The organism is Neorhizobium sp. PAMB6630 (genome assembly GCF_058242775.1).
Genome location: NZ_CM177836.1, coordinates 1175435 through 1196101, shown reverse-complemented (window position 1 = coordinate 1196101; position 20667 = coordinate 1175435). Strand labels below are relative to the sequence as shown.

The window sequence follows — 20667 nt, the reverse complement described above, 5'->3', positions numbered from 1 at the left end:
AGGGGCACGCATGACATCAGCCATCCGCTTCATTCTGAACGGCGACGAGATTGTGCTGGGGGATTTTCACCCCACCGAGACGCTGCTCGATTATCTTCGTCTCAGAAAGCGGCTGACCGGCACGAAGGAAGGCTGCGCGGAAGGCGATTGCGGCGCCTGCACGGTGCTCGTCGGGCGCCTGATCGGCGGCGCGCTGCGTTATGAAAGCGTCAATGCCTGCATTCGGTTCCTCGGCTCCCTGCACGGAACCCATGTGGTGACGGTGGAGCACCTGGCGGCCAAGGACGGCAAACTGCACCCGGTACAGCAGGCGATGGTGGACTGTCATGGCTCGCAATGCGGTTTCTGCACGCCGGGCTTCGTGATGTCGCTCTATGGCCTCTGGATGGCCAACGGCGAGCCGAACCGCGAAGAAATCGAGCAGGCGCTGCAAGGCAATCTCTGTCGCTGCACGGGCTACGAGCCCATCGTGAAAGCTGCCGAACAGGTGGCGGCGGAACGCCCGAGCGCGCTGTTTGACCCGATCGAGCGTGACCGCGCCGAGGTGATGGCAAAACTCTGGACCATCCGCGCCACGTCCGACACCATCACTGTCACCAAGGGTAATGATCGCGCCATCATCCCCGGCACGCTGTCGGCCCTTGCCGACACACTGGCCCGCGAGCCGCAGGCGACGGTGGTGGCCGGCGGCACCGATGTCGGGCTCTGGGTCACCAAGCAGATGCGCAAACTCGATCCGGTCGTCTTCATCAACCAGCTGACCGATCTGCAGACGATCACCGAGGACGAAACCGGCATCACGCTCGGCGCCGGCGTCACCTATGCCCATGCGCTGAACGCACTTGACCTTGCCTATCCAGCCCTTGGCCGGCTGATCGACCGCATCGGCGGTGCGCAGGTGCGCAACATGGGCACGGTTGGCGGCAATATCGCCAACGGTTCGCCCATTGGCGACATGCCGCCGGCGCTGATTGCGCTTGGTGCAACCGTCACGCTGCGCTCGGCCACGGGCTCGCGCACGTTGCCGCTTGAGGATTATTTCATCGAATACGGCCGGCAGGATCGCCAGCCCGGCGAATTCGTGGAAAAAATCTTTGTGCCGGCCCTGCATGAGGATGCGTTCTACGCCGTCTACAAGATCTCCAAGCGCCGTGACGAGGATATTTCGGCGCTCTGCGGCGCGTTCACCATCACCCTTGACGGCGAAGGCTGCGTGGATACCTGCCGCATCGCCTTCGGCGGAATGGCGGGCACGCCGAAGCGCGCCACTTCAGTGGAAGCCGCCCTTCTTGGCCAGCCATGGAGCTGGAATGCGGTCGCCTTCGCGCAGGATGCCTTCGCCGAGGATTACCAGCCGCTGTCGGACTGGCGCGCCAGTGCCGAATACCGTGCGCTGACCGCGCGCAACCTGCTTACCCGCTTCTTCCTGGAAACCGCTGGCCAGCCGCAGGAACTGAAGCGGTTCGACGTGGTGGAGGAGGCGTGAGGGTGGGCGCATATTTTCTGACCTCTGCCCATGCGGCCCCCTCACCCCGCCTCCACTACGCTCGGCGGACCTCTCCCCGAGGGGAGAGGGGAACGGCAGCGTTGCGGCACCCCCCTTCTCCCCTCGGGGAGAAGGTGCCCGAAGGGCGGATGAGGGGGCGGCACCGCCACCCAGCAATTGCGAAATATAGCGTCATCGAAGGAACCCGCTGATGGACAACACCACCTTCGAAGCAAAAACCACCATCAACGGCCCGATGCACGCCTCGCTGCGGCACGATTCCGCCCACAAGCATGTGACGGGAACGGCCGAATATATCGACGACATGCCGGAACCGGCGGGAACGCTGCATGCGGCACTTGGCATGGCGGACCGGGCGCATGCGGATATCCTGTCCATCGATCTCTCCGCAGTCAGATCCGCCCCCGGCGTGGTGGCGGTGCTGACGGCAGACGACATTCCTGGTGTCAACGACGTCTCCTCCAACGGCAGCCATGACGAGCCGCTGCTCGCCACCGACAAGATCGAATTCCACGGCCAGCCGATCTTCGTCGTGATCGGCGAAAGCCGCGAGGCGGCACGTCGTGCGGCACGGCTTGCCAAGATCGAATACCGCGATCTGCCGCACTGGACGGATATCGAGGGCGCGCTTGCCAATGGTGCGCCGATGGTCGTGTCTCCGATGACACTGAAGCGCGGCGAACCGGAAACCGAGATCAACACACCGCCGCTGCGTATCCAGAACCACATGGTGATCGGCGGGCAGGAGCATTTTTATCTCGAAAGCCAGATTGCGCTCGCCATTCCCGGCGAAGACGAGGACGTGACCGTCTGGTCGTCCACCCAGCACCCGACCGAAGTGCAGCACATGGTGGCGCATGTGCTGGCCTGCGCCAACCATGCCGTCACCGTCAACACGCGGCGCATGGGCGGCGGGTTCGGCGGCAAGGAAACGCAGGGCAACCACTTTGCCTGCCTCGCCGCCGTTGCCGCCAAGAAGCTCAACCGCTCCGTCAAATTCCGGCCCGACCGCGACGAGGACATGGCGGTGACCGGCAAGCGCCATGATTTCCGCGTCGATTACGATCTCGCCTTCGACGAGGAAGGCCGCATCCACGCGGTGGATGCCACCTTTGCGGCACGCTGCGGGTTTTCCTCGGATCTCTCCGGCCCCGTCACCGACCGCGCGCTGTTCCACGCCGATTCCAGCTATTTTTATCCGCATGTGCATCTGACCTCGAAGCCCTTGAAGACGCATACCTGTTCCAACACCGCCTTTCGCGGTTTCGGCGGTCCGCAAGGGCTGCTCGGCGGCGAGCGTTTCATCGAGGAAATCGCCTATGCGGTGGGCAAGGACCCGCTGGATGTGCGCAAGCTGAATTTTTATGGAGAGCCCGGCTCCGGGCGCACGCTCACCCCCTATCACCAGGAGGTCGAGGACAATGTGATCCTGCGCGTGGTGGAGGAGCTGGAAGCCTCCAGCGATTACCGCGCGCGGCGTCAGGCGATCATCGATTTTAATGCGACAAGCCCTGTCATCCGCAAGGGCATCGCGCTGACGCCGGTGAAATTCGGCATTTCCTTCACCATGACCGCCTTCAACCAGGCGGGAGCCCTCGTGCATGTCTATTCGGATGGCTCGATCCATCTGAACCACGGTGGCACCGAGATGGGCCAGGGGCTTTATACCAAGGTGGCGCAGGTGGTGGCCGATGCCTTCAACGTCGATATAGAGCGGATAAAAATCACCGCGACGACGACAGGCAAGGTGCCCAATACCTCTGCCACCGCCGCCTCCTCCGGCTCGGATTTGAACGGTATGGCGGCCTATGATGCCGCGCGCCAGATCAGGGAAAGGCTTGTCGATTTCGCCTGCCGCAAATGGCAGGTGACGGTGGCGGACGTGGAATTCCTGCCCAACCGCGTACGGGTCGGCACCGAAACGCTGTCCTTCGATCAACTGGTGAAGGCCGCCTATTTCGACCGGGTGCAACTCTCTGCCGCCGGTTTTTACAAGACGCCCAAAATCCACTGGGATCGCGCGGCCGGCCGCGGCCGGCCCTTCTATTATTACGCCTATGGCGCCGCCTGCTCGGAAGTCTCCATCGATACGCTGACCGGCGAATACATGATGGAGCGCACCGACATCCTGCATGATGTCGGCCGCTCGTTGAACCCGATCATCGATATCGGCCAGGTGGAAGGCGCCTTCGTGCAGGGCATGGGCTGGCTGACGACGGAGGAATTGTGGTGGGATGCCAAGGGCAGGCTTCGTACGCACGCCCCCTCCACCTACAAGATCCCGCTTGCCTCCGACCGGCCAAAGATCTTCAACGTCAAGCTTGCCGAATGGTCGGAAAACCGTGAGCCCACCATCGGCCGCTCCAAGGCCGTCGGCGAACCGCCGTTCATGCTGGCGATCTCGGTGTTGGAAGCGATTTCCATGGCGGTGGCTTCCGTGGCCGATTACAGCGTCTGCCCCAGGCTCGATGCCCCCGCAACGCCCGAGCGCGTGCTGATGGCGGTGGAGAGGCTGAAGTCGTTGTAGAGTGTGACCCCGGCCGAACAAGCGCCCTATCGGATAGCTGCTGCAATCGATAATATATAACCGTGATGAGATGCGGCCGGAGACAAGACGCAGTGAAGGAATTTCCCAAAGACGGTGGCCAGATGGGACAGGCGATCCGCGTGTTCGACTGGTCCCGCACAGGGATGGATGGAATTGACGCCTGGCCTCAGTCGCTGCGCGCCATCGTGCAGATGATGGTGCAGCAGGGCCATGCGATCTGCCTGTTCTGGGGTCCTGACCTCAACATGCTCTACAACGATGCCTATCGGCCGTTTCTCGGCGCGAAGGAGGCGGGTGCGCTTGGCCAGCCGTTTCACAGCATCTGGTCCGACGTCTGGGACGACGTAAAACCGCTGGTGGATCAGGCGCTCGCCGGCAAGAGCACCTATATGGAAAACATGCGCCTCATGATGACGCGCAACGGCTATCCGGAGGAAACCTTCTGGACCTTTTCCTATAGCCCACTTTACGATGACGACGGGCTTGTTCGTGGATTGATCAACGTGGCGGTCGACACCACACCTCTGATCAAGAGCCAACGCGAGCAGGAAATGCTGCGGCGGGAACTGGTGCATCGGGTGAAGAACACCATGGCGGTGACAACAGCCGTTGTCAGCGCCACCATGCGCCACGCCCAGACGCTGGAAGAAGCGCGCCTGACGCTTGGAAACCGTGTGGCAGCCCTTGGCAAGGCGCAAAGCCTTATCCACCAATCGGAAAACGACGCGCTGATCGACGCGGTTGTGACCGAAAGCATGGCAGCCCATGTGGATGATCCCGCACGCATCCGCATCTCCGGTCCGGAAGTTCGCGTTTCGCCGCAGCAAGCCGTTGGCCTGTCTCTTGCCGTCTATGAACTCGCCACCAATGCGCTGAAATATGGCGCTCTGTCCAATGGCAGCGGAACCATCGATATCATCTGGTCGGCCGGCGCGGACAATGCCTTTCGGTTTACCTGGCACGAAAACGGCGGACCGCCGGTTTCTGCCCCCACACGTCGCGGCTTCGGCTCCCGCCTCACCGACCAGATCGTCGCCAACTATTTTTCCGGAACCGGCGCGACGACCTACGACCCGGACGGGCTGAGGTTCGAACTGGTCGGCGTTTTCCGCCAGGGCGACGATGTCTGAAGCCGGGCTAGAACTGTTTCTCAACAGGTATTCCGCTTGTGTCTGCGTGACGATCCGCCAGGCCAAGGGATCGACGCCGCGTGAGGCAGGCGCCATCATGCTGGTTGCCCCCACCGCAAGCTGGGGCACGATCGGCGGTGGACAGCTGGAATTCATGGCGATCGACAATGCGCGACGTGTCATCGACGGCGAGGGTCAAAGCGAGATGGACATTCCGCTCGGTCCCGACATCGGCCAGTGCTGCGGCGGGCGCACATTGCTGAGTTTCGAGACGGTAACGCCACAGATGGCCGCTAACCTTCGGGCACGCGCTGCCGCAGAGTCTGCCGCCTTCCCCGGAGTCATGCTGTTCGGCGCCGGCCATGTCGGACAGGCGCTGGCGCGCGCGCTGGAACCCCTCCCCTTTTCTGTCACGGTGGTGGAGACACGTGCCGAGGCGCTGGAGGATCTGCCCGAGGGCATAAAAACCCGCCATGTTGCCATGCCGGAAGCGCTGGTGAAAAACCTTGCCCCCGGCAGCGCCGTCCTCATCCTCACCCACGATCACGCACTGGATTTTCTGATTGCTCGCGAGGCGCTGGCCCGGGCGGACCTGCCTTATATCGGCATGATCGGTTCGGCCACCAAACGCGCAACGTTCCGAAACTGGCTGGCGCGGGAAACGGACGGTGCCCTCTCCGCCGATCGGCTCATCCTGCCCATCGGCGGCACAACGGTGCGTGACAAGCGCCCGGCCGTCATCGCAGCGCTGGTGGCCGCCGAATTGCTTGCCGTTTATGCAAGCCTCCCCGGTACGCGCTCATAACGACCGGCGCAGCATGGCATCGCGGGCAGCGTCGAAGGCGGTCTTGTGAGGCAAACCGTGACGCGTCTGGCGCCCATCGCAAAACCCGATGTCCTGCAACTGCGACACCGGCATCTCCTCCAGATGAAGCGCATTGCTGCGTGGCCTGCTTTTTCCGCCAAGCCACACGCCGATCTGGCGCCAGATATCAAGCAGCAGTGCCGGGCGGACGATACCTCTAATTTCGTGCAAACTCATGGACTTGCTCCCTCTATCCTGTCGAGCGAATTGTCTTTAGGATGCGACAAAAGAGGGCGAGGATCCAATCGAAGCTTCGTCTGCACGGATCAAGAGGATTGATGCATTGAAGATGTCAAAACAGTTCCCGCTGAATGCCTTGCGGGTGTTCGAGGCTGTGGCGCGCCACCTGAGCTTTACCAAGGCCGGCGAAGAACTCGGCCTGACACAGACGGCGGTGAGCTATCAGGTGAAACTGCTGGAGGACACGCTGGGTGAGGTGCTGTTCCTGCGCCAGCCGCGCCGGATCCAGCTGACGGATGCCGGACAACGGCTGGCGCCCAAGGTGTCGGAGAGTTTCGAGCTTCTGCGTGAGGCGATGAACGATCTCAGCCAGACGGCCGAGGGCACGCTCACCATCCATGCCACGGCAACCTTTGCCTCGCAGTGGCTGGCACGCCATCTCGGGGTGTTCCAGCTGCAAAATCCAGGCATCGCCGTGCGCTTGGAAACATCGCAGGAGGTCATCGATTTTTCAAAGACGCAAGCCGACCTTGCCATCCGCACCGGCAAGGGGCACTGGCCCGGCCTGACGGCGCATTTTGCCATGCGCAATCATTTCACTCCCATGCTGAGCCCACAGCTGGCCGACAGTATCGGCGGCATCCGTGAGCCGCTGGACCTGTTGAAACTCAGGATCATCGATCCGAGCGACCCGTGGTGGCGGATCTGGTTTAATGCCGCCGGTTATCCGGATGCGGATCTGGCGCGGTATCCGCGCAGCAAGCTCGGCGCACAATCCTTCGAGGCGGCCGCCGCCGTTGCCGGCCATGGCGTTGCCATTCTGCGCCCGGAATTTTATCCGGAGGAAGTGGCGATGGGGCGCCTGATCCAGCCGTTCGATCTCACCTGCGAGGACGGATCGCATTACTGGCTGGTCTATCCCGAGGCGCGCCGCAATTCCGGCAAGGTGCGTGCGTTCCGCGCGTTCCTCAAAAAGGCGCTGCCGGGTTTTGATGCCAACCCTTCTGATAGCAGGACGTGAGCCGGTGTTGAGGTTAAAGCGGCGGCAGCTTTGCCGTGCGGATGCGTTCCCACAGATCGTCCTCTCGTGTCGGCAGCGGTTGCGGCGGCGCCGACACGTCAAGGCGCAGTGCATCCGTGAGATCGCTGACATGCACTGGTGCGCGCCGGCTGCGGTGCGGCAAGTGCCGTTTCAGCCAAGCCAGGAACGCGCCTCTCCATCCGGCAGAACCTTTGGTCCAGACCGCCATGATCGTCTCCAAATTTTAAGAATTATTTGATGTCTGGCTCGACAGATGAGCCCCTATCCAGTCACATACCACCCGTTTCCTGCGCCATACCAATTCAAACGAACGGGCAAGACAGAAAGAGAGCTTATCGGTGAAACTGTCACGCAAGGTGCCGCTCAACGCAGTCAGGGTGTTCGAGGCCGTGGCAAGGCTCGGCAGCTTCACCAGAGCGGGCGAAGAACTGGGCATGACGCAAACGGCGGTCAGCTACCAGATCAGGCTTCTGGAAGACCATGTCGGCGAGATGCTGTTCATCCGCCAGGCGCGGCGCAGCATTCTCACGGCAACCGGCGAGCGCATGCTGCCGAAAATCTCGGAAGCCTTTGGACTTTTGACCGATGCGCTGGCCGACGCGCGGGAACAGGCAGACGGCATTCTGGAAATCCGCTCCACGCCAACCTTTGCATCGCACTGGCTCGCCCGCCATATCGGCGCCTTCCAGCTTCAGCATCCGGGGCTTGCGGTGCGTATCCTCAGGGTGGACAAGCCGGTCGATTTTGGTACCGACAATGCCGATGTCGTCATTTGGCGGGGCGAGCGGCCGCCGGCGGATGTGGAGGCGCATGAACTGTTTCGACTGCACTATGCACCCATGCTGAGCCCGAAGCTGGCCGAAACAATCGGCGGCGTGACAACCCCGGCGGATCTTCTGAAACTGCCGCTGATCGGCGGCAGCAGCAAATGGTGGGGGATCTGGTTCCGGTCGAACGGCATCGACACCCCCCTGCCCGGCACGATCACGATCGATGCCGACGGCGCGCTGGATCTGGAAGGCAGCGCCGCCATTGCCGGTCACGGCGTGGCGCTGCTGAGCCCGTTTCTTCACCGCGAGGAACTGGAGGCCGGCCGCCTAATTATGCCGTTCGACATTTTCAAGAAGGACGACAGAACCTACTGGCTCATCTCGCCGAAAAGCCGGCGCAGATCGGCCAAGGTCGTGGCCTTCCGTCAATGGATGACAGACACCCTGCCGTCCTGGATGTCACCCGGTCAATAGGCCATGTCGGGGGCATAAAAACAGCGCAACGTATCCTCGTCGGGATAAAGACAGAGATGATACTCCTCGTCTCCGCTGCGGCGGGTCTGGCTCTGCGGCACGCTGAAATCGTGGCGCCTTGTCACCAGCCGGTGTTCGCCGGGACGCAGCGAAATCTCATAACCTTGAGGGGTCACCCGAACGTTCTTCGTCGAGATCATCTGGCAATCGCCATTGTGCTCGTTGCCATTGCAACAGAAGGCTTCATATTTCCAACCGGTCAGCGCCTCGTGGGCGAACAGGCTGGACGGGAACGCAGACGCAACCACCACCAGTATCGGAATGCTTCGCATGAGCTTAGTCTCCGTTGATGTGTGCATGTCATCGTCGGTGAACGCGCCACGGTTGCCTTCACCGGCTGCCTTGCAAACATCATATTAGCGCATAAGCATGCATCGGCTAATCCGCATTTATCGCAATGCACAATTCGCAGTCGCCGACAGCCTGGCACCAGCCCCGCTGATTGCGACTTTGCGTGGGAAGCACCTGTTGCAGCGCACCCTTTCCCCTTCCCTTCGGCACAAAATTTTCGCACAGTATCTGGCCGGGGAACAGGAAGGGATTCTGGAATGTACGAATATGCCATCGCCTGGGAATGGCTGAGCTTTGCCGCGCGCTGGCTGCATGTGATCACGGCCATTGCCTGGATCGGCTCGTCCTTCTATTTCATCGCGCTCGATCTCGGGCTGGTCAAACGCGCGCATCTGCCGGCCGGCGCCTATGGCGAGGAATGGCAGGTGCATGGCGGTGGTTTTTACCACATCCAGAAATATCTTGTGGCGCCCGCCTCGATGCCGGAGCACCTGACCTGGTTCAAGTGGGAAAGTTATGCCACCTGGATGTCCGGTTTCCTGATGCTCGCCATCGTTTATTATGGCGGCGCGGATCTCTTCCTCATCGACCACAGCCTTCTGGAACTGGCCCCCTGGCAGGCGATCTGTCTCTCCATCGCCTCGCTGTCGGTCGGCTGGATCATTTATGACCAGCTCTGCAAATCGCCCATCGGCAACAATACCTGGGGCCTGATGGCGCTCCTCTATGTCGTGTTGGTCGCCATGGCCTGGGGTTATACGCAGGTCTTTACCGGCCGCGCCGCCTTCCTGCATCTCGGCGCGTTTACCGCCACCATCATGTCAGCCAACGTCTTCTTCATCATCATTCCCAACCAGAAGATCGTCGTTGCCGACCTGATTGCCGGGCGCACGCCCGACCCGAAATACGGACGCATCGCCAAGCAGCGCTCGCTGCACAACAATTATCTGACGTTGCCCGTCATTTTCTTCATGCTGTCAAACCATTATCCGCTGGCCTTTGGCACGCAGTTTAACTGGGTGATCGCAGCACTGGTGTTTCTGATGGGCGTCACCATCCGCCACTGGTTCAACACCACGCATGCCCGCAAGGGAAAACCCACCTGGACGTGGCTCGTCACGGTGATCCTGTTTATCCTGATCATGTGGCTGTCGACCGTGCCAAAAGTGCTGACGGGTGAAACGGAGGTTTCGCTCTCTCCCATCCAGCAGAAGTTTGCGAGCGACGTGCATTTCGCCTCCGCCCGCGATGTGGTGCAGGGCCGCTGCGCCATGTGCCATGCGGCAGAGCCGGTCTGGGACGGCATCACCTTTGCGCCGAAAGGCGTGAAATTCGAAACGGATGGCGAGATCGCAGCCCATGCCCATGAGATCTACATTCAGGCCGGCCGCAGCCATGCCATGCCGCCCGGCAATATCACAGCCATCACGCCGGAGGAGCGCAAGCTTCTGACCGCTTGGTATGAAAGCGCCACGGGCGCCACCGGAGCCACACGATAATGACATGCCTTCTCCTGCGCGGCCGCCTTCTGTCCTTCCACCGCGCGCCCGAAAGCCTCACCGATACCGCAAGCTACTTTTACGAGGAGGATGGCGGACTGCTGATCGAGGATGGCCGGATCGTGAAGGCCGGCGCCTATCGCGACGTGAAGGCTGTCGCTCCTGAAACCGCCGAGGAGGTGGACCACCGCCCGCACCTCATCCTGCCCGGCCTTATCGACACCCATGTGCATTTTCCGCAGATGCAGGTGATTGCCTCCTACGCCGCAAACCTGCTCGAATGGCTGAACACCTACACATTCCCGGAGGAATGCCGCTTCGTGGAAACCGCCCATGCGGCACGCATCGCCACGCATTTCTACGACGAATTCCTGCGCCAGGGCACCACCACCGCCGTCGCCTATTGCTCCGTCCACAAGACGTCTGCCGACGCCTTTTTTGCCGAGGCCATGCGCCGCAACATGCTGATGGTGGGCGGCAAGGTGATGATGGACCGCAACGCCCCGCAGGGCCTGCTCGACACCGCCCAGCTTGGTTATGACGAAACCCGCGCCGTGATCGAGGAATGGCACGGCAAGGGCCGAAACCATGTGGCGATCACACCGCGTTTTGCGATCACCTCCACGCCGGAGCAGATGAGCGCCGCGCAGGCGCTGGCGCAAGAATTTCCAGACCTGCACATCCAGACACATCTGTCAGAAAACCACGACGAGATCCGCTACACCTGCGAACTGTATCCCGACGCGACCGACTACACCGACATCTATGCCCGCTACGGTCTTCTCGGCAAAAAGACCCTTCTTGGCCATGCCATCCATCTGTCGGAGCGGGAGGCCGATGTGCTGGCAGACACCGGATCGGTGGCGGTGCATTGCCCGACCTCAAACCTCTTTCTCGGCTCCGGCCTCTTTCCGCTGAAGGCACTCGCGCGGCGGCAAAAGCCGGTGCGCATCGGGGTGGCCACAGATATCGGCGGCGGCTCCAGCTATTCCATGCTGAAGACGCTGGACGAAGCCTACAAGATCCAGCAGCTGCTCGGTGAGCGCCTGAACCCGCTCGACAGTTTTTATCACATGACCCGTGGCAATGCCGAGGCGCTGTCGCTCGCCGACCGGATCGGCACGCTGGAAGAAGGCACAGACGCCGATCTGGTGGTCCTTGATGCCGCAGCAACACCCGCTATGAAACTGCGCATGGAAACGGTAAACACCCTGCCGGAGGAGCTTTTCCTGCTGCAGACGCTGGGGGATGACCGCAGCGTGGTAGAGACCTATGTGGCGGGACGGGCGATGAAGAGCGGGCTTGTTGCACCCACTATGGGGGCGTGATATTTTCGCAATGAGAATAATCTCTCGCCGTACGTTGAGATTGTTTGCAGAAAGCCCACAGGGCCAGAAGGGTGGCAATGCCCTGAAAGCCGGACTGGACGCCTGGTATCACGAAGTCAGCAAAGCCAATTGGCGAACGTCTGCCGACATCAAGAAGCGTTATGCGCATGCGAGCATCATCAACTCGGAACGGGTCGTCTTCAATGTCAAAGGCAATGACTATCGGCTGATTGCCGCTGTGGATTTCATACGAGGCACGGTTTGGATCAAATGGATCGGCACACATCGCGACTATGACGATATCAATGCCGCAACGGTGGAACATGATTGAGTTAAGGCCTATCCATAGCGAAGACGATTACAACGATGCCATGGCGCTGCTCAAGACACTGTGGGGAGCGGAAGCCGGCACACCTGAAGGTGACAAGCTTGATGTGCTTGTGACGTTGATCGACGCCTATGAGAGCGCGCACCATCCGATCGACCTCCCCGATCCGATCGACGCGATCTTGTTTCGGATCGAGCAACAGGATCTGACGCTGAAAGACCTTGTTCCGATTTTGGGTAATCCTGGCAGGGTGTCCGAAATTCTCAGTCGTAAACACCCTTTGTCGTTGGAAATGATCCGCCGGCTGCATGCAGAACTCAATATACCGGCCGAAGTGTTGATCCAACCGATCCGACCCGCACAAGACGCCGCCTGACAGACGGGCGTCATCTCTCATCCTTCAATTGGAGCTTACGCGCCAGCCAGCGATGTTGTCCGACATCGCGATTCCGGGCTGTCGCCTAAGCTTCGGTGACGCTTCAATGAAGTCTCGGCTAGTGAGTGTTTTTTGTCTGGCGACAGGGCACCGATATGCTAGTCCTCTTCTGATAAATCGGAGGAGAATACCGCACCCATGTCCAAGCCGCTGACCATCGCCGACCTCAAAAATCTCGCTCGCCGCCGCGTGCCAAAGATGTTCTTCGATTATGCCGATAGCGGCTCGTGGACGGAGGGCACCTACCGGGCAAACGAGCAGGATTTTGCAGCGATCAAGCTGCGCCAGCGGGTGCTGGTGGACATGACGAACCGCTCGCTGAAAAGCGAGATGATCGGCCAGCCGGTTTCCATGCCGGTGGCGCTGTCGCCGACGGGGCTGACCGGCATGCAGCATGCCGATGGCGAGATGTTGGCGGCAAAGGCTGCGGAAGAGTTTGGCGTACCCTTCACGCTGTCGACCATGAGCATCTGCTCGATCGAGGATGTCGCCTCGGTCACCACAAAACCCTTCTGGTTCCAGCTTTATGTGATGAAGGACCGTACCTTCATCGAGAACCTGATCGAGCGGGCCAAGGATGCCGGTTGCTCGGCGCTTGTCGTCACGGCCGACCTGCAGATTCTTGGCCAGCGCCACAAGGATTTGCGCAACGGCCTTTCCGCACCACCGAAATTCACGCCCAAACACATCTGGCAGATGGCAACTCGGCCCAAATGGTGCCTGGACATGGCCCGCACCAAACGCCACGGTTTTGGCAATATCGTCGGCCACGCCAAAAATGTCTCGGATCTCTCCTCGCTCAGCGTCTGGACGGCGGAACAGTTCGATCCGCGTCTCTCCTGGGCCGATATTGCCTGGATCAAGGAGCGCTGGCAGGGCAAGCTGATCATCAAGGGCATTCTGGACGAGGAAGACGCGCGCGCGGCCGCCGATACCGGCGCTGACGCCATCATCATCTCCAACCACGGCGGCCGCCAGCTGGATGGCGCACCGTCTGCCATCAGCATGCTGCCGAAAATCGTCGAAGCCGTCGGCGACCGCATCGAAGTGCATCTCGACAGCGGCATCCGCTCCGGCCAGGACGTGCTGAAGGCCGTCGCTCTCGGCGCCAAGGGCACCTATATCGGCCGCCCCTTCCTCTACGGCCTCGGCGCCATGGGGAAAGAAGGCGTGGAACTTGCGCTCAACATCATCGCTAAGGAGATGGACATCACCATGGCACTCTGCGGCAAGCGGGACATCAAGGCCGTGGACAAGGGTATTATTGCGCACTCGCCGTATTAGGGGCGATATAGCTGAATCAGCCGCGACTTGATTTTCACGTCGCGGCTGAGATCGATCAGTGTCAGCGTTTCTTACGAATGCGTAGTAAATAGCCGAAAAACCTCACAATATGCCTCGAGTAGTCGAGGGAATTATGAAGATCATCGAAGGCTGAATCCGGCAAAAGATCCAGCCATCTGCAAACAGAAATTGCTATAAATACGGCGCAAGCTAACGCGAGCATTAGCATATTCTTCATTGGACGTGCCCTTTGAGGGGTCGGTGCTAGCGGCACGTCCTGCGCCTGTTAACTTATATATAGCTTATCCCCGCCGATTCGCAAAATTCAATTTCACGCCAACCACCCCGTTGCCAGACCGGCTGCCCAATCGGGGCGGCCGTTTTCGTCTGCGACACGCGACTGCGCCATGTTGTCATAACGCACCAGGCGAAAACTGACGGTCCAGCCGGCATCGCCCGTTTCACAGATAGCATAGGAGGCCATCGGCGTGCCGGCCTCGACGCGGTGATAGACAGGGGCATCGTCTTCATAGGCCGGACAGCCGACGCTGCCGGGATTGACGATCAACCGGCCATCCGAAAGCTGGACCGCGCGCGGAAGATGCGAATGGCCGCAAAGGATCAGCGACTGCGCAATGCCCTCCGCGCGTGCCTCGATCTCGGCCCGCGGGCGCAGATGCACGGCGCCGTCCGGCGAGACCGTCTCCAGCCAATAGATGTTATCGTCCTCAGGCGTTGCATGGCAGAGATAGACATCGCGATGCCAGGTGAGCGACACGGGCAGGCTCTTCAGCCATTCCAGATGTTCGGGCAAAAGCAGATCGTAGGCTGAAGCATCCGAGGCATGCATATCGGCGCGCGGCTGTTCGAGAAGGTAACGGTCATGGTTGCCGCGCACTGTGGGAAGATCGAGCGACATCAAGAGGTCGGCCACACGATCCGCTTCCAGCGGCCCTGAAAAACAGTCGCCCAGGTTGACGATGGCATTGGTGGCAATTCCCTGTGCGCCGATATCAAGCAGCACGGCCTCAAGGGCTGCACAATTGCCATGAATATCGGCGATGGCGGCAAAACGCATCACTGGTCAGCTCCCGCGATAGGTGGAATAGCCATAGGGCGAGATCAGAAGCGGCACATGGTAATGCCCCGCCTCATCGGCGATGCCGAAGCGGATGGGGATCACGTCGAGAAAGGCCGGTTCCGCCAGCGGCGCCTGCACCTTGCGCAGGTAATCGCCGGCATAAAACACCAGCTCGTAGATGCCGACCTTAAAGTCTACGCCGATCAGAATGGGTCCGCCCTCCACCCGGCCATCGCCGTTTGTCACGACCGTCTTCAGAAGCGAGCGGCTTTCGCCGTTCAATCGGAAGAGGTCGATACGCAGCCCTTCCGCCGGGGTGCCGAGGGCCGTGTCGAGAACATGCGTGGTCAATCCGGTCATGAGTGTGGCTCGCTGATGAAAAAAGGCTGATCGAAAAAGAATTCTTCCAGATTGTTGCCCGGGCCGTCGCGATCGACAACCAGAAAGTCGCTGGCGGCCACGATCGTCATCAGGGGATGGTGCCAGACATTAGCCCGGTAGTTCACGCCCTGATCGCCGCGCGCCAGAAAAGCCTGCGGCGTGCCTGGCCGCCCGCCCTCATCCTCTGACACCACGACAAGATAAGGCCTTCCGGAAAGCGGCGAAAAGCTCTGGCTGCCAAAGGGATGGCGCTCCATCATGGAGATGGCATAGGGAAAGCTGCGCGGCTGGCCGCGAAAGATGTTGAGGATGACGCGGGCCCCCTCGCCCAGTGCTTCCGCGGCCCCCAGCGCATGAAACCGCTCGGTATTGCCGCCATTGATGTGTCTCATGGTGGCCGGATCGGCCTCGATCACATCCCCAAACGGCAAGAAGGCATCGCGCGTCAGCGCACGGACAGGAAGCATCGTCGGCATCTAAAATCATTCACCCTGGGCATGGATCTGGCGCAGCATGCGCAGTTGGAAAAGAAGGTCGGGAACGGCCTTGGTCGCCGTCATCCACACCGTATCGAGATTGATACTGAGGTATCCGTGGGCGATGCGATTGCGCATGCCGCGCATTTCCACCCACGCCATCTCGGGATGGTCTGCGGCGAAATCCGGATAGACATCGGCCAGTTGCGTGGCCGCCTCGCCGATGATGAGAAGATTCATCCCCACCGCACGTTGCGTCAGAACGTCCTCAAGAAACCCGTCCTTGGACATGCCGGCGATAAACTGGCCGATCTCGTCGCACGCCCGCGTCATTTCCTCCAGATACACGATCAGGCGCGGGCGCGTCATACGGGCCTTGCTTCCTGCAGCACCTGCGCACGAATGCGCTGTGGGAAATCTCCGGGTGTCAGAAGATGGATTTCGGCGCCCTGCAAGGCATTCTGCAAATCGACCAGCAGTCCGCCCAGATCAAACAGCGTCGTATCCTCCAGCGGGTCGACCAGAATATCGAGATCGCTGCCCTCGCCGTCTTCGCCGCGCGCAACGGAGCCGAAGACGCGCGGGTTTTCAGCCTTGCGTTTTGTCACAAGGCGACGAATGACGTCGCGGTTCCTCTCCAGCACTTCCGATGGGCGCATGGAAACACTCCTTCTGCACCGACAACTATAAGCGACGTTGCCTTGGCGGCAAAGCGATCTTCACGGATCCGGCAGCAGGCTTTCGAGCCGCAGCAGCGCGATGCGCTCCACCTGGCCGCACGCGGTCTCGAACTCGGCCGCGCGGCTGTTGCCGATACGGGCCTCGAAGGCTGCCAGAATGTCGTGTCTGTTCAGCCCCTTCACGGCGATGATAAAGGGAAAGCCGAATTTTTCGACATAGGCGGTATTCAGTTCGGTAAAACGCGCATGCTCTTGCAGGCTTAAGCGATCAAGGCCGGCACCGGCCTGTTCTTTGGCGCTGTCCTCGGTCAGTCCGCCTGCCACCGCAAGCTTGCCGGCAAGATCGGGATGCGCGCGTAGAACGGAGAGCTTTTCCTCGGCATCCGCCGTTCGAAACACGGCCACCATCGCAGCATGGACGCGATCGACGTTCAAATGGTCACCGAGCACCATGCCGTCGTCATAGGCGCGCTCGGCAATAAACGGCGAATGTTCGAAAACACCCCCGAAGCGTTCGACAAAATCTTCTCGCGTGATCATCAGATCGTTTCCGGTTTGTGGTGCTCGTGCCAGTGGCGCGCAATCTCGATGCGTTTCGGGATCCACACCTTTTCGTGGGAGAGCACATATTCCATGAAGCGTTTGAGCGCGGCGATACGACCCGGACGGCCGACAAGGCGGCAATGCAGGCCGATGGACATCATTTTCGGCGCGCCTTCCAGGCCTTCCTGATAAAGCGTATCGAACGTGTCCTTCAGGTAAGAATAGAACTGGTCGCCGGAATTGAAACCCTGCGGCGTTGCAAAACGCATGTCATTGGCATCGAGCGTGTAAGGAATGATGAGGAAGGGCTTGCCGTCCACACCCCTTACCCAGAACGGCAGGTCATCGGCATAGCTGTCGGAGGAATAGAGAAAACCGCCCTCCTCCTGCACCAGCCGCAAGGTATTGTCCGAGGGCTTGCCCTGGTACATGCCGTAGGGCCGCTCGCCGGCAACCTCGGTGTGCAGGCGCACGGCGTCCAGAATGTGCTGGCGCTCGAGGTCTTCCGGGTAATCCTTGTATTCGTGCCAGCGATAACCGTGGCTGGCAATCTCCCAGCCGGCCTCGTTCATGGCAGCCACGGCGTCAGGGTTGCGCAGCATGGCAAGCGTGACGCCATAAACCGTGCAGGGCACGTTTAGCCCGGTAAACAGCCGGTGCAGGCGCCAGAAGCCGGCGCGCGAGCCGTATTCGTAAATGCTTTCCATGTTGAGATTGCGCTGGCCCGGCCAGGCGGCAGCACCAACGATTTCCGACAAAAGGTTTTCAGAGGCCGGATCGCCGTCGAGAATGCAGCTTTCGCCACCCTCCTCGTAATTGATGACGAATTGCACGGCCACGCGGGCCTCTCCCGGCCAGTGCGGATGCGGCATCTGGCGTCCATAACCAACGAGATCGCGCGGATAATCAGTCTCTGCCACCATCAAATCACCTTTTGAAGCAAAGGCCTGACGGTAACATCCGCGTGGCGAAAGTCGAGACGCAATGTTGCATTGCACGCAAGGAGATGTCAGGCGCTGCGGCGTGCAGACACGCTGCCGAGCGGATGCAGCGAATGGACGACGAAAGGCGCTCCCGGTTCGCTTTCGACAAACAGCGCAAGGTTCAACACTTCCGGCGGCCGTTCGAGAAACGGCTCGAAATAACGGCGCAGCATCGCGTCGAAGCGCGGGATTTCCGATGCTCCCACCGGCCCGGTCAGCGTCATGTGGAAGCGGAATTCGTCCATCACATGCGGATGGCCGAAGCGGTAGAGATTGGAAAACTGCGTGGCCGACAGATGGCCGGGATCGGCGCGTTCCAGCTCCGCCTCGGTGAGGCTTGCGCGAAACACATCGAAATGCTGCACGACAGCGCCCGCCAGATGATGCAGCGGTTCCGATGGCAACACTGGCGCCAGCGCAAAACGGTTGCCAATCCGCACCACTTCCAGCTTTGGCAGGCGAAATGGCGGGTGCTGGCCGGAAAAATGCATGAGATTGCGCAAAAGCAGCGCCTCGGTCATGCCGTCCGCCAGCCGGAAAGGCGGCTTCAGCGTGCCATGAAACCCGTAGCGGCGCGGCACGGCCGTGTTGAAGGCGATCTCGTGAATGCCAAGGCCGCGAATGGCCGGCGGCTCCGTCGCCTCCCCGGAAAAGGCATTTCGCCCCAGCCATTGCGCAGCAGCAAGCGTCAGCGGATCACTGGCCGGCGGCGTAAAATTGATGGCATATCGCATACGTCACCTCACCTCGCACCCGCCAGGCCCCTCTCTCTGAGGTAGGATCTAGGTGATTTGCGTGACAGATTGACGACGCGGCATAGGGGTTATTTTTGCCTTTGCGCAACTTCAAGATGATGTGACAGGGAAAAAGAAGCCGGCAGCGGGCAAGGCATGCCACCCACAAACGCAAGCGCTGCATCAGCCAGCCGATGGGCAAGGCCAAAACTCACCTTGAAGCCGCCCGTCAAAGCAATGACATGGGCAAAATCAGGATGGGGTCCGACCATCGGATCACGGTCGATGGCCTTGGGGCGAAGGCCCGCCCAGCGCTCCACAACCTTTGCATCATGAAGTTTTGGCGACAGCGCCCGCGCCTTTTCGATCAACTGGTCCAGCAGCACATCGGTGGAGTGGGGGTCGTCGAACATTTCCTCGCTGGTACTGCCAACCGCCACATGTCCTCCCTCGTGGGCCACGACATAAAGGCCGTTGAGGAAGAGCACCGGCAGACCCGGATCGATATCCGCCTTCAGGAGTGCCGCCTGCCCTTTCACCGCGCTGCCGAGCGGACGAATAAGAGGCTGGCGCCTTGTGCCCAGTTGCTGCAGGAGCGGAAAGGAGCCCGGCCCGGCGGCGATGATGGCATGGCCAAAAGCGATCGTTTCACCGGTGGAAAGCTGCGCCAGCCGCCCCTCCAGCCGCTCGACGCGGATGCCATCGAGCCTGCGCACATGCCGCCCGGCATCAACAGAATTGACGAGCGCCGCCGTCAGCCGGCGCGGCGAAAGGCGCGCGGCAAATGTATCCTCGACCACGCCGCAGGGGGCGACATCCGGCGACAACCAGTCCGGCTGCGGCGGCCGGTCCAGCACGTTCCAGAAAAACTGCCGGCCGGGTGCCTGCCAATGGGTTTCGGCCATTTTCGAATGGCCTTCGGCAAGGCTGCGCAGATGCGGTTTCGGCAACGGGATCAGCCGGCCGCAGCGCGTATAACCGCAGGACAAGCCCGTCTCGGCTTCCAGACGAAAAATTTCGTCTTCCAACGCCAGCAGCGCATCGAACTGGAACTGTTTCTTGTCGTTGAAACGATCCGGCATATGCGGCATCAGTGCGCCGAGAAGGCCGCCGCTTGCACCCGAGGCGGGGTGATCCTGATCGATCAGCAGCGCCCTTATGCCCAGCCGCTCGGCCTTCACCGCCGCCCAGAGCCCCATGATACCGGCGCCGACGATCAATAGATCGACATGTCCAGGCGTTGTCGTGGCCGGGTTTGCGGATTGACCGGGAATGAAGACGGGACTATCGGCTTTTGTCATGAAAGACTGGCCCCTTGCAGATCCTGCGTCAGATTCCGAGATGACAGACACACATGTGGACTTGGCGCTTCAATGGCGTGAGGGCGATATGCCCTATTCAAGCCAGTTTGGCGATCATTTTTATTGCCAGACCGATGGCCGGCTGGAATGCGGCCATGTGTTTCTGGCCGGAAACGGCCTGCCGGAGCGCTGGGCAGAGGCGCAGACATTTCGCATCGGCGAGCTGGGTTTCGGCACCGGCTTAAATTTTTGCGAGACTTTTCGGCAATGGAAGCTCTTGGCTCCCGAAAGCGCCAGCCTGCATTTCACCTCGTTCGAGCTATACCCGATGGCCGGCTGCGACATCGACCGGGCGCTTGCCCACTGGCCACAGATCGATGAGGAGCGAAAGGCGCTCGTTGCCCGGTGGCCGGATGTCTGCCAAGGCAGCATCACGCTGCAACCTGCAGACAATGTTTCCCTCACGGTGATCTGCGGTGCGGCGGAAAGCACGGTGCCCTTGATGGCGGCCGATGTCGATGCCTGGTTTCTCGATGGCTTTGCGCCGTCGCGCAATCCGGCCATGTGGTCACCGCACTTGATGCAGGCGGTGTTTGACAAAACAAGGCCCGGCGGAAGCTTTGCCACCTATGCCGCTGCCGGCTTCGTGCGCCGCAACCTGCAGGCCGCCGGTTTTATCGTCAACCGCTCGCCGGGTTTTGCCGGCAAGCGCGAAATGCTCTCAGGCACCCGCCCCGCCTGAACAG

Annotated in this window: 24 protein-coding genes and 1 pseudogene; 13 read left to right on the top strand and 12 right to left on the bottom strand. The window is 60.8% G+C overall.

The annotated features are described in order from the left end of the window. Positions 1-10: 10 nt before the first annotated feature. The 5 genes and pseudogenes from xdhA (at position 11) to xdhC (ending at position 5990) form a co-directional block, all read left to right on the top strand. A complete protein-coding gene (xdhA, locus tag AC4CWF_RS05655) occupies positions 11-1486 on the top strand; it encodes a xanthine dehydrogenase small subunit (RefSeq protein WP_491284151.1) in 1476 nt (491 codons plus the stop codon). Positions 1487-1496: 10 nt separating this feature from the next. After that, positions 1497-1646: pseudogene (locus AC4CWF_RS05650) on the top strand (endonuclease domain-containing protein); the annotation flags it as partial. A 51-nt stretch (positions 1647-1697) separates the two neighbouring features. Next, positions 1698-4034, top strand: a complete 2337-nt coding sequence (gene xdhB / locus AC4CWF_RS05645; RefSeq protein ID WP_491284150.1) for a xanthine dehydrogenase molybdopterin binding subunit — start codon at positions 1698-1700, stop codon at positions 4032-4034. Positions 4035-4126: 92 nt separating this feature from the next. Next, on the top strand, positions 4127-5185 hold the full coding sequence (locus tag AC4CWF_RS05640) for a sensor histidine kinase (RefSeq protein WP_491284149.1): 1059 nt from the start codon (positions 4127-4129) through the stop codon (positions 5183-5185). Beyond that, the gene (xdhC, locus tag AC4CWF_RS05635; protein WP_491284148.1) at positions 5178-5990 is read left to right on the top strand and encodes a xanthine dehydrogenase accessory protein XdhC; all 813 of its coding nucleotides are present in this window, start codon (positions 5178-5180) and stop codon (positions 5988-5990) included. The genes AC4CWF_RS05640 and xdhC overlap by 8 nt, the downstream gene beginning before the upstream one ends. Here the strand turns inward: xdhC and AC4CWF_RS05630 are convergent. Next, on the bottom strand, positions 5985-6227 hold the full coding sequence (locus AC4CWF_RS05630; RefSeq protein WP_491284147.1) for a hypothetical protein: 243 nt from the start codon (positions 6225-6227) through the stop codon (positions 5985-5987). The two genes, xdhC and AC4CWF_RS05630, sit on opposite strands and share 6 nt — an antisense overlap. Before the next feature lie 112 nt (positions 6228-6339). Here AC4CWF_RS05630 and AC4CWF_RS05625 point away from each other — a divergent pair, with 112 nt between their 5' ends. Continuing rightward, positions 6340-7251: a LysR substrate-binding domain-containing protein gene (locus tag AC4CWF_RS05625; RefSeq protein ID WP_491285235.1), complete on the top strand. Its 912-nt coding sequence runs from the start codon at positions 6340-6342 to the stop codon at positions 7249-7251. A gap of 13 nt (positions 7252-7264) precedes the next feature. On the opposite strand, the gene AC4CWF_RS05620 is transcribed toward AC4CWF_RS05625, so the two are convergent. Then, positions 7265-7480: a hypothetical protein gene (locus AC4CWF_RS05620; RefSeq protein ID WP_491284146.1), complete on the bottom strand. Its 216-nt coding sequence runs from the start codon at positions 7478-7480 to the stop codon at positions 7265-7267. A gap of 130 nt (positions 7481-7610) precedes the next feature. Between AC4CWF_RS05620 and AC4CWF_RS05615 the strand changes: the two genes are divergently transcribed. Continuing rightward, a complete protein-coding gene (locus AC4CWF_RS05615) occupies positions 7611-8516 on the top strand; it encodes a LysR substrate-binding domain-containing protein (RefSeq protein WP_491284145.1) in 906 nt (301 codons plus the stop codon). Here AC4CWF_RS05615 and AC4CWF_RS05610 read toward each other — a convergent pair. Then, a complete protein-coding gene (locus AC4CWF_RS05610) occupies positions 8510-8848 on the bottom strand; it encodes a hypothetical protein (RefSeq protein WP_491284144.1) in 339 nt (112 codons plus the stop codon). The genes AC4CWF_RS05615 and AC4CWF_RS05610 overlap by 7 nt on opposite strands. Before the next feature lie 276 nt (positions 8849-9124). Here AC4CWF_RS05610 and puuD point away from each other — a divergent pair, with 276 nt between their 5' ends. From puuD to AC4CWF_RS05585, 5 genes are all read left to right on the top strand, one after another. After that, positions 9125-10366, top strand: a complete 1242-nt coding sequence (gene puuD, locus AC4CWF_RS05605) for a urate hydroxylase PuuD (RefSeq protein WP_491284143.1) — start codon at positions 9125-9127, stop codon at positions 10364-10366. Continuing rightward, entirely contained in the window at positions 10366-11694 is a 1329-nt protein-coding gene (gene guaD, locus AC4CWF_RS05600) for a guanine deaminase (RefSeq protein ID WP_491284142.1), read from the top strand. Before puuD ends, guaD begins: the two co-directional genes overlap by 1 nt. 10 nt (positions 11695-11704) lie before the next feature. Next, positions 11705-12025 carry a type II toxin-antitoxin system HigB family toxin gene (locus AC4CWF_RS05595; RefSeq protein WP_491284141.1) on the top strand — a complete coding sequence of 107 codons (321 nt, stop codon included), beginning with the start codon at positions 11705-11707 and terminating at the stop codon, positions 12023-12025. A gap of 40 nt (positions 12026-12065) precedes the next feature. Then, the gene (locus AC4CWF_RS05590; RefSeq protein ID WP_491284140.1) at positions 12066-12398 is read left to right on the top strand and encodes a helix-turn-helix domain-containing protein; all 333 of its coding nucleotides are present in this window, start codon (positions 12066-12068) and stop codon (positions 12396-12398) included. A 198-nt stretch (positions 12399-12596) separates the two neighbouring features. Then, entirely contained in the window at positions 12597-13742 is a 1146-nt protein-coding gene (locus tag AC4CWF_RS05585; protein WP_491284139.1) for an alpha-hydroxy acid oxidase, read from the top strand. A gap of 331 nt (positions 13743-14073) precedes the next feature. On the opposite strand, the gene AC4CWF_RS05580 is transcribed toward AC4CWF_RS05585, so the two are convergent. From AC4CWF_RS05580 to AC4CWF_RS05540, 9 genes are all read right to left on the bottom strand, one after another. Continuing rightward, positions 14074-14820 (bottom strand): metallophosphoesterase family protein, encoded by a 747-nt coding sequence (locus AC4CWF_RS05580; RefSeq protein WP_491285233.1) that lies wholly within the window; start codon positions 14818-14820, stop codon positions 14074-14076. A 6-nt stretch (positions 14821-14826) separates the two neighbouring features. Next, positions 14827-15183, bottom strand: coding sequence for a hydroxyisourate hydrolase (uraH, locus tag AC4CWF_RS05575; RefSeq protein ID WP_491284138.1), 357 nt, complete (start codon positions 15181-15183; stop codon positions 14827-14829). Further along, positions 15180-15680, bottom strand: a complete 501-nt coding sequence (locus AC4CWF_RS05570; protein ID WP_491284137.1) for an ureidoglycolate lyase — start codon at positions 15678-15680, stop codon at positions 15180-15182. Before AC4CWF_RS05570 ends, uraH begins: the two co-directional genes overlap by 4 nt. Positions 15681-15686: 6 nt before the next feature. Next, positions 15687-16049: a HepT-like ribonuclease domain-containing protein gene (locus AC4CWF_RS05565; protein ID WP_491284136.1), complete on the bottom strand. Its 363-nt coding sequence runs from the start codon at positions 16047-16049 to the stop codon at positions 15687-15689. After that, complete coding sequence (locus AC4CWF_RS05560; protein WP_491284135.1) at positions 16046-16339, bottom strand: nucleotidyltransferase family protein; 294 nt, start codon at positions 16337-16339, stop codon at positions 16046-16048. The genes AC4CWF_RS05565 and AC4CWF_RS05560 overlap by 4 nt, the downstream gene beginning before the upstream one ends. Positions 16340-16399: 60 nt before the next feature. Further along, positions 16400-16900 (bottom strand): 2-oxo-4-hydroxy-4-carboxy-5-ureidoimidazoline decarboxylase, encoded by a 501-nt coding sequence (gene uraD, locus AC4CWF_RS05555; RefSeq protein WP_491284134.1) that lies wholly within the window; start codon positions 16898-16900, stop codon positions 16400-16402. After that, a complete protein-coding gene (gene puuE / locus AC4CWF_RS05550) occupies positions 16900-17826 on the bottom strand; it encodes an allantoinase PuuE (protein ID WP_491284133.1) in 927 nt (308 codons plus the stop codon). The genes uraD and puuE overlap by 1 nt, the downstream gene beginning before the upstream one ends. Before the next feature lie 86 nt (positions 17827-17912). Further along, positions 17913-18620: a DUF1045 domain-containing protein gene (locus tag AC4CWF_RS05545; protein WP_491284132.1), complete on the bottom strand. Its 708-nt coding sequence runs from the start codon at positions 18618-18620 to the stop codon at positions 17913-17915. Positions 18621-18709: 89 nt separating this feature from the next. Next, positions 18710-19921, bottom strand: a complete 1212-nt coding sequence (locus tag AC4CWF_RS05540) for an NAD(P)/FAD-dependent oxidoreductase (protein ID WP_491284131.1) — start codon at positions 19919-19921, stop codon at positions 18710-18712. A gap of 40 nt (positions 19922-19961) precedes the next feature. Between AC4CWF_RS05540 and mnmC2 the strand changes: the two genes are divergently transcribed. Then, positions 19962-20663, top strand: a complete 702-nt coding sequence (gene mnmC2 / locus AC4CWF_RS05535; protein WP_491284130.1) for a tRNA (5-methylaminomethyl-2-thiouridine)(34)-methyltransferase MnmC2 — start codon at positions 19962-19964, stop codon at positions 20661-20663. The last annotated feature ends 4 nt before the right edge of the window (positions 20664-20667 follow it).

Bases quoted from the DNA above. Each gene is read 5' to 3' on its own strand.
- AC4CWF_RS05570 (WP_491284137.1), bottom strand. From the start codon at position 15,680: ATGCCGACGATGCTTCCTGTCCGTGCGCTGACGCGCGATGCCTTCTTG.
- AC4CWF_RS05590 (WP_491284140.1), top strand. From the start codon at position 12,066: ATGGCGCTGCTCAAGACACTGTGGGGAGCGGAAGCCGGCACACCTGAA.
- AC4CWF_RS05610 (WP_491284144.1), bottom strand. From the start codon at position 8,848: ATGCGAAGCATTCCGATACTGGTGGTGGTTGCGTCTGCGTTCCCGTCC.
- mnmC2 (WP_491284130.1), top strand. From the start codon at position 19,962: ATGACAGACACACATGTGGACTTGGCGCTTCAATGGCGTGAGGGCGAT.
- AC4CWF_RS05580 (WP_491285233.1), bottom strand. From the start codon at position 14,820: ATGCGTTTTGCCGCCATCGCCGATATTCATGGCAATTGTGCAGCCCTT.
- AC4CWF_RS05620 (WP_491284146.1), bottom strand. From the start codon at position 7,480: ATGGCGGTCTGGACCAAAGGTTCTGCCGGATGGAGAGGCGCGTTCCTG.
- AC4CWF_RS05545 (WP_491284132.1), bottom strand. From the start codon at position 18,620: ATGCGATATGCCATCAATTTTACGCCGCCGGCCAGTGATCCGCTGACG.
- AC4CWF_RS05585 (WP_491284139.1), top strand. From the start codon at position 12,597: ATGTCCAAGCCGCTGACCATCGCCGACCTCAAAAATCTCGCTCGCCGC.
- AC4CWF_RS05540 (WP_491284131.1), bottom strand. From the start codon at position 19,921: ATGACAAAAGCCGATAGTCCCGTCTTCATTCCCGGTCAATCCGCAAAC.
- xdhC (WP_491284148.1), top strand. From the start codon at position 5,178: ATGTCTGAAGCCGGGCTAGAACTGTTTCTCAACAGGTATTCCGCTTGT.
- AC4CWF_RS05565 (WP_491284136.1), bottom strand. From the start codon at position 16,049: ATGACGCGCCCGCGCCTGATCGTGTATCTGGAGGAAATGACGCGGGCG.
- AC4CWF_RS05595 (WP_491284141.1), top strand. From the start codon at position 11,705: ATGAGAATAATCTCTCGCCGTACGTTGAGATTGTTTGCAGAAAGCCCA.
- AC4CWF_RS05630 (WP_491284147.1), bottom strand. From the start codon at position 6,227: ATGAGTTTGCACGAAATTAGAGGTATCGTCCGCCCGGCACTGCTGCTT.
- xdhB (WP_491284150.1), top strand. From the start codon at position 1,698: ATGGACAACACCACCTTCGAAGCAAAAACCACCATCAACGGCCCGATG.
- uraH (WP_491284138.1), bottom strand. From the start codon at position 15,183: ATGACCGGATTGACCACGCATGTTCTCGACACGGCCCTCGGCACCCCG.
- AC4CWF_RS05625 (WP_491285235.1), top strand. From the start codon at position 6,340: ATGTCAAAACAGTTCCCGCTGAATGCCTTGCGGGTGTTCGAGGCTGTG.
- uraD (WP_491284134.1), bottom strand. From the start codon at position 16,900: ATGATCACGCGAGAAGATTTTGTCGAACGCTTCGGGGGTGTTTTCGAA.
- xdhA (WP_491284151.1), top strand. From the start codon at position 11: ATGACATCAGCCATCCGCTTCATTCTGAACGGCGACGAGATTGTGCTG.
- puuE (WP_491284133.1), bottom strand. From the start codon at position 17,826: ATGGTGGCAGAGACTGATTATCCGCGCGATCTCGTTGGTTATGGACGC.
- AC4CWF_RS05560 (WP_491284135.1), bottom strand. From the start codon at position 16,339: ATGCGCCCATCGGAAGTGCTGGAGAGGAACCGCGACGTCATTCGTCGC.
- puuD (WP_491284143.1), top strand. From the start codon at position 9,125: ATGTACGAATATGCCATCGCCTGGGAATGGCTGAGCTTTGCCGCGCGC.
- guaD (WP_491284142.1), top strand. From the start codon at position 10,366: ATGACATGCCTTCTCCTGCGCGGCCGCCTTCTGTCCTTCCACCGCGCG.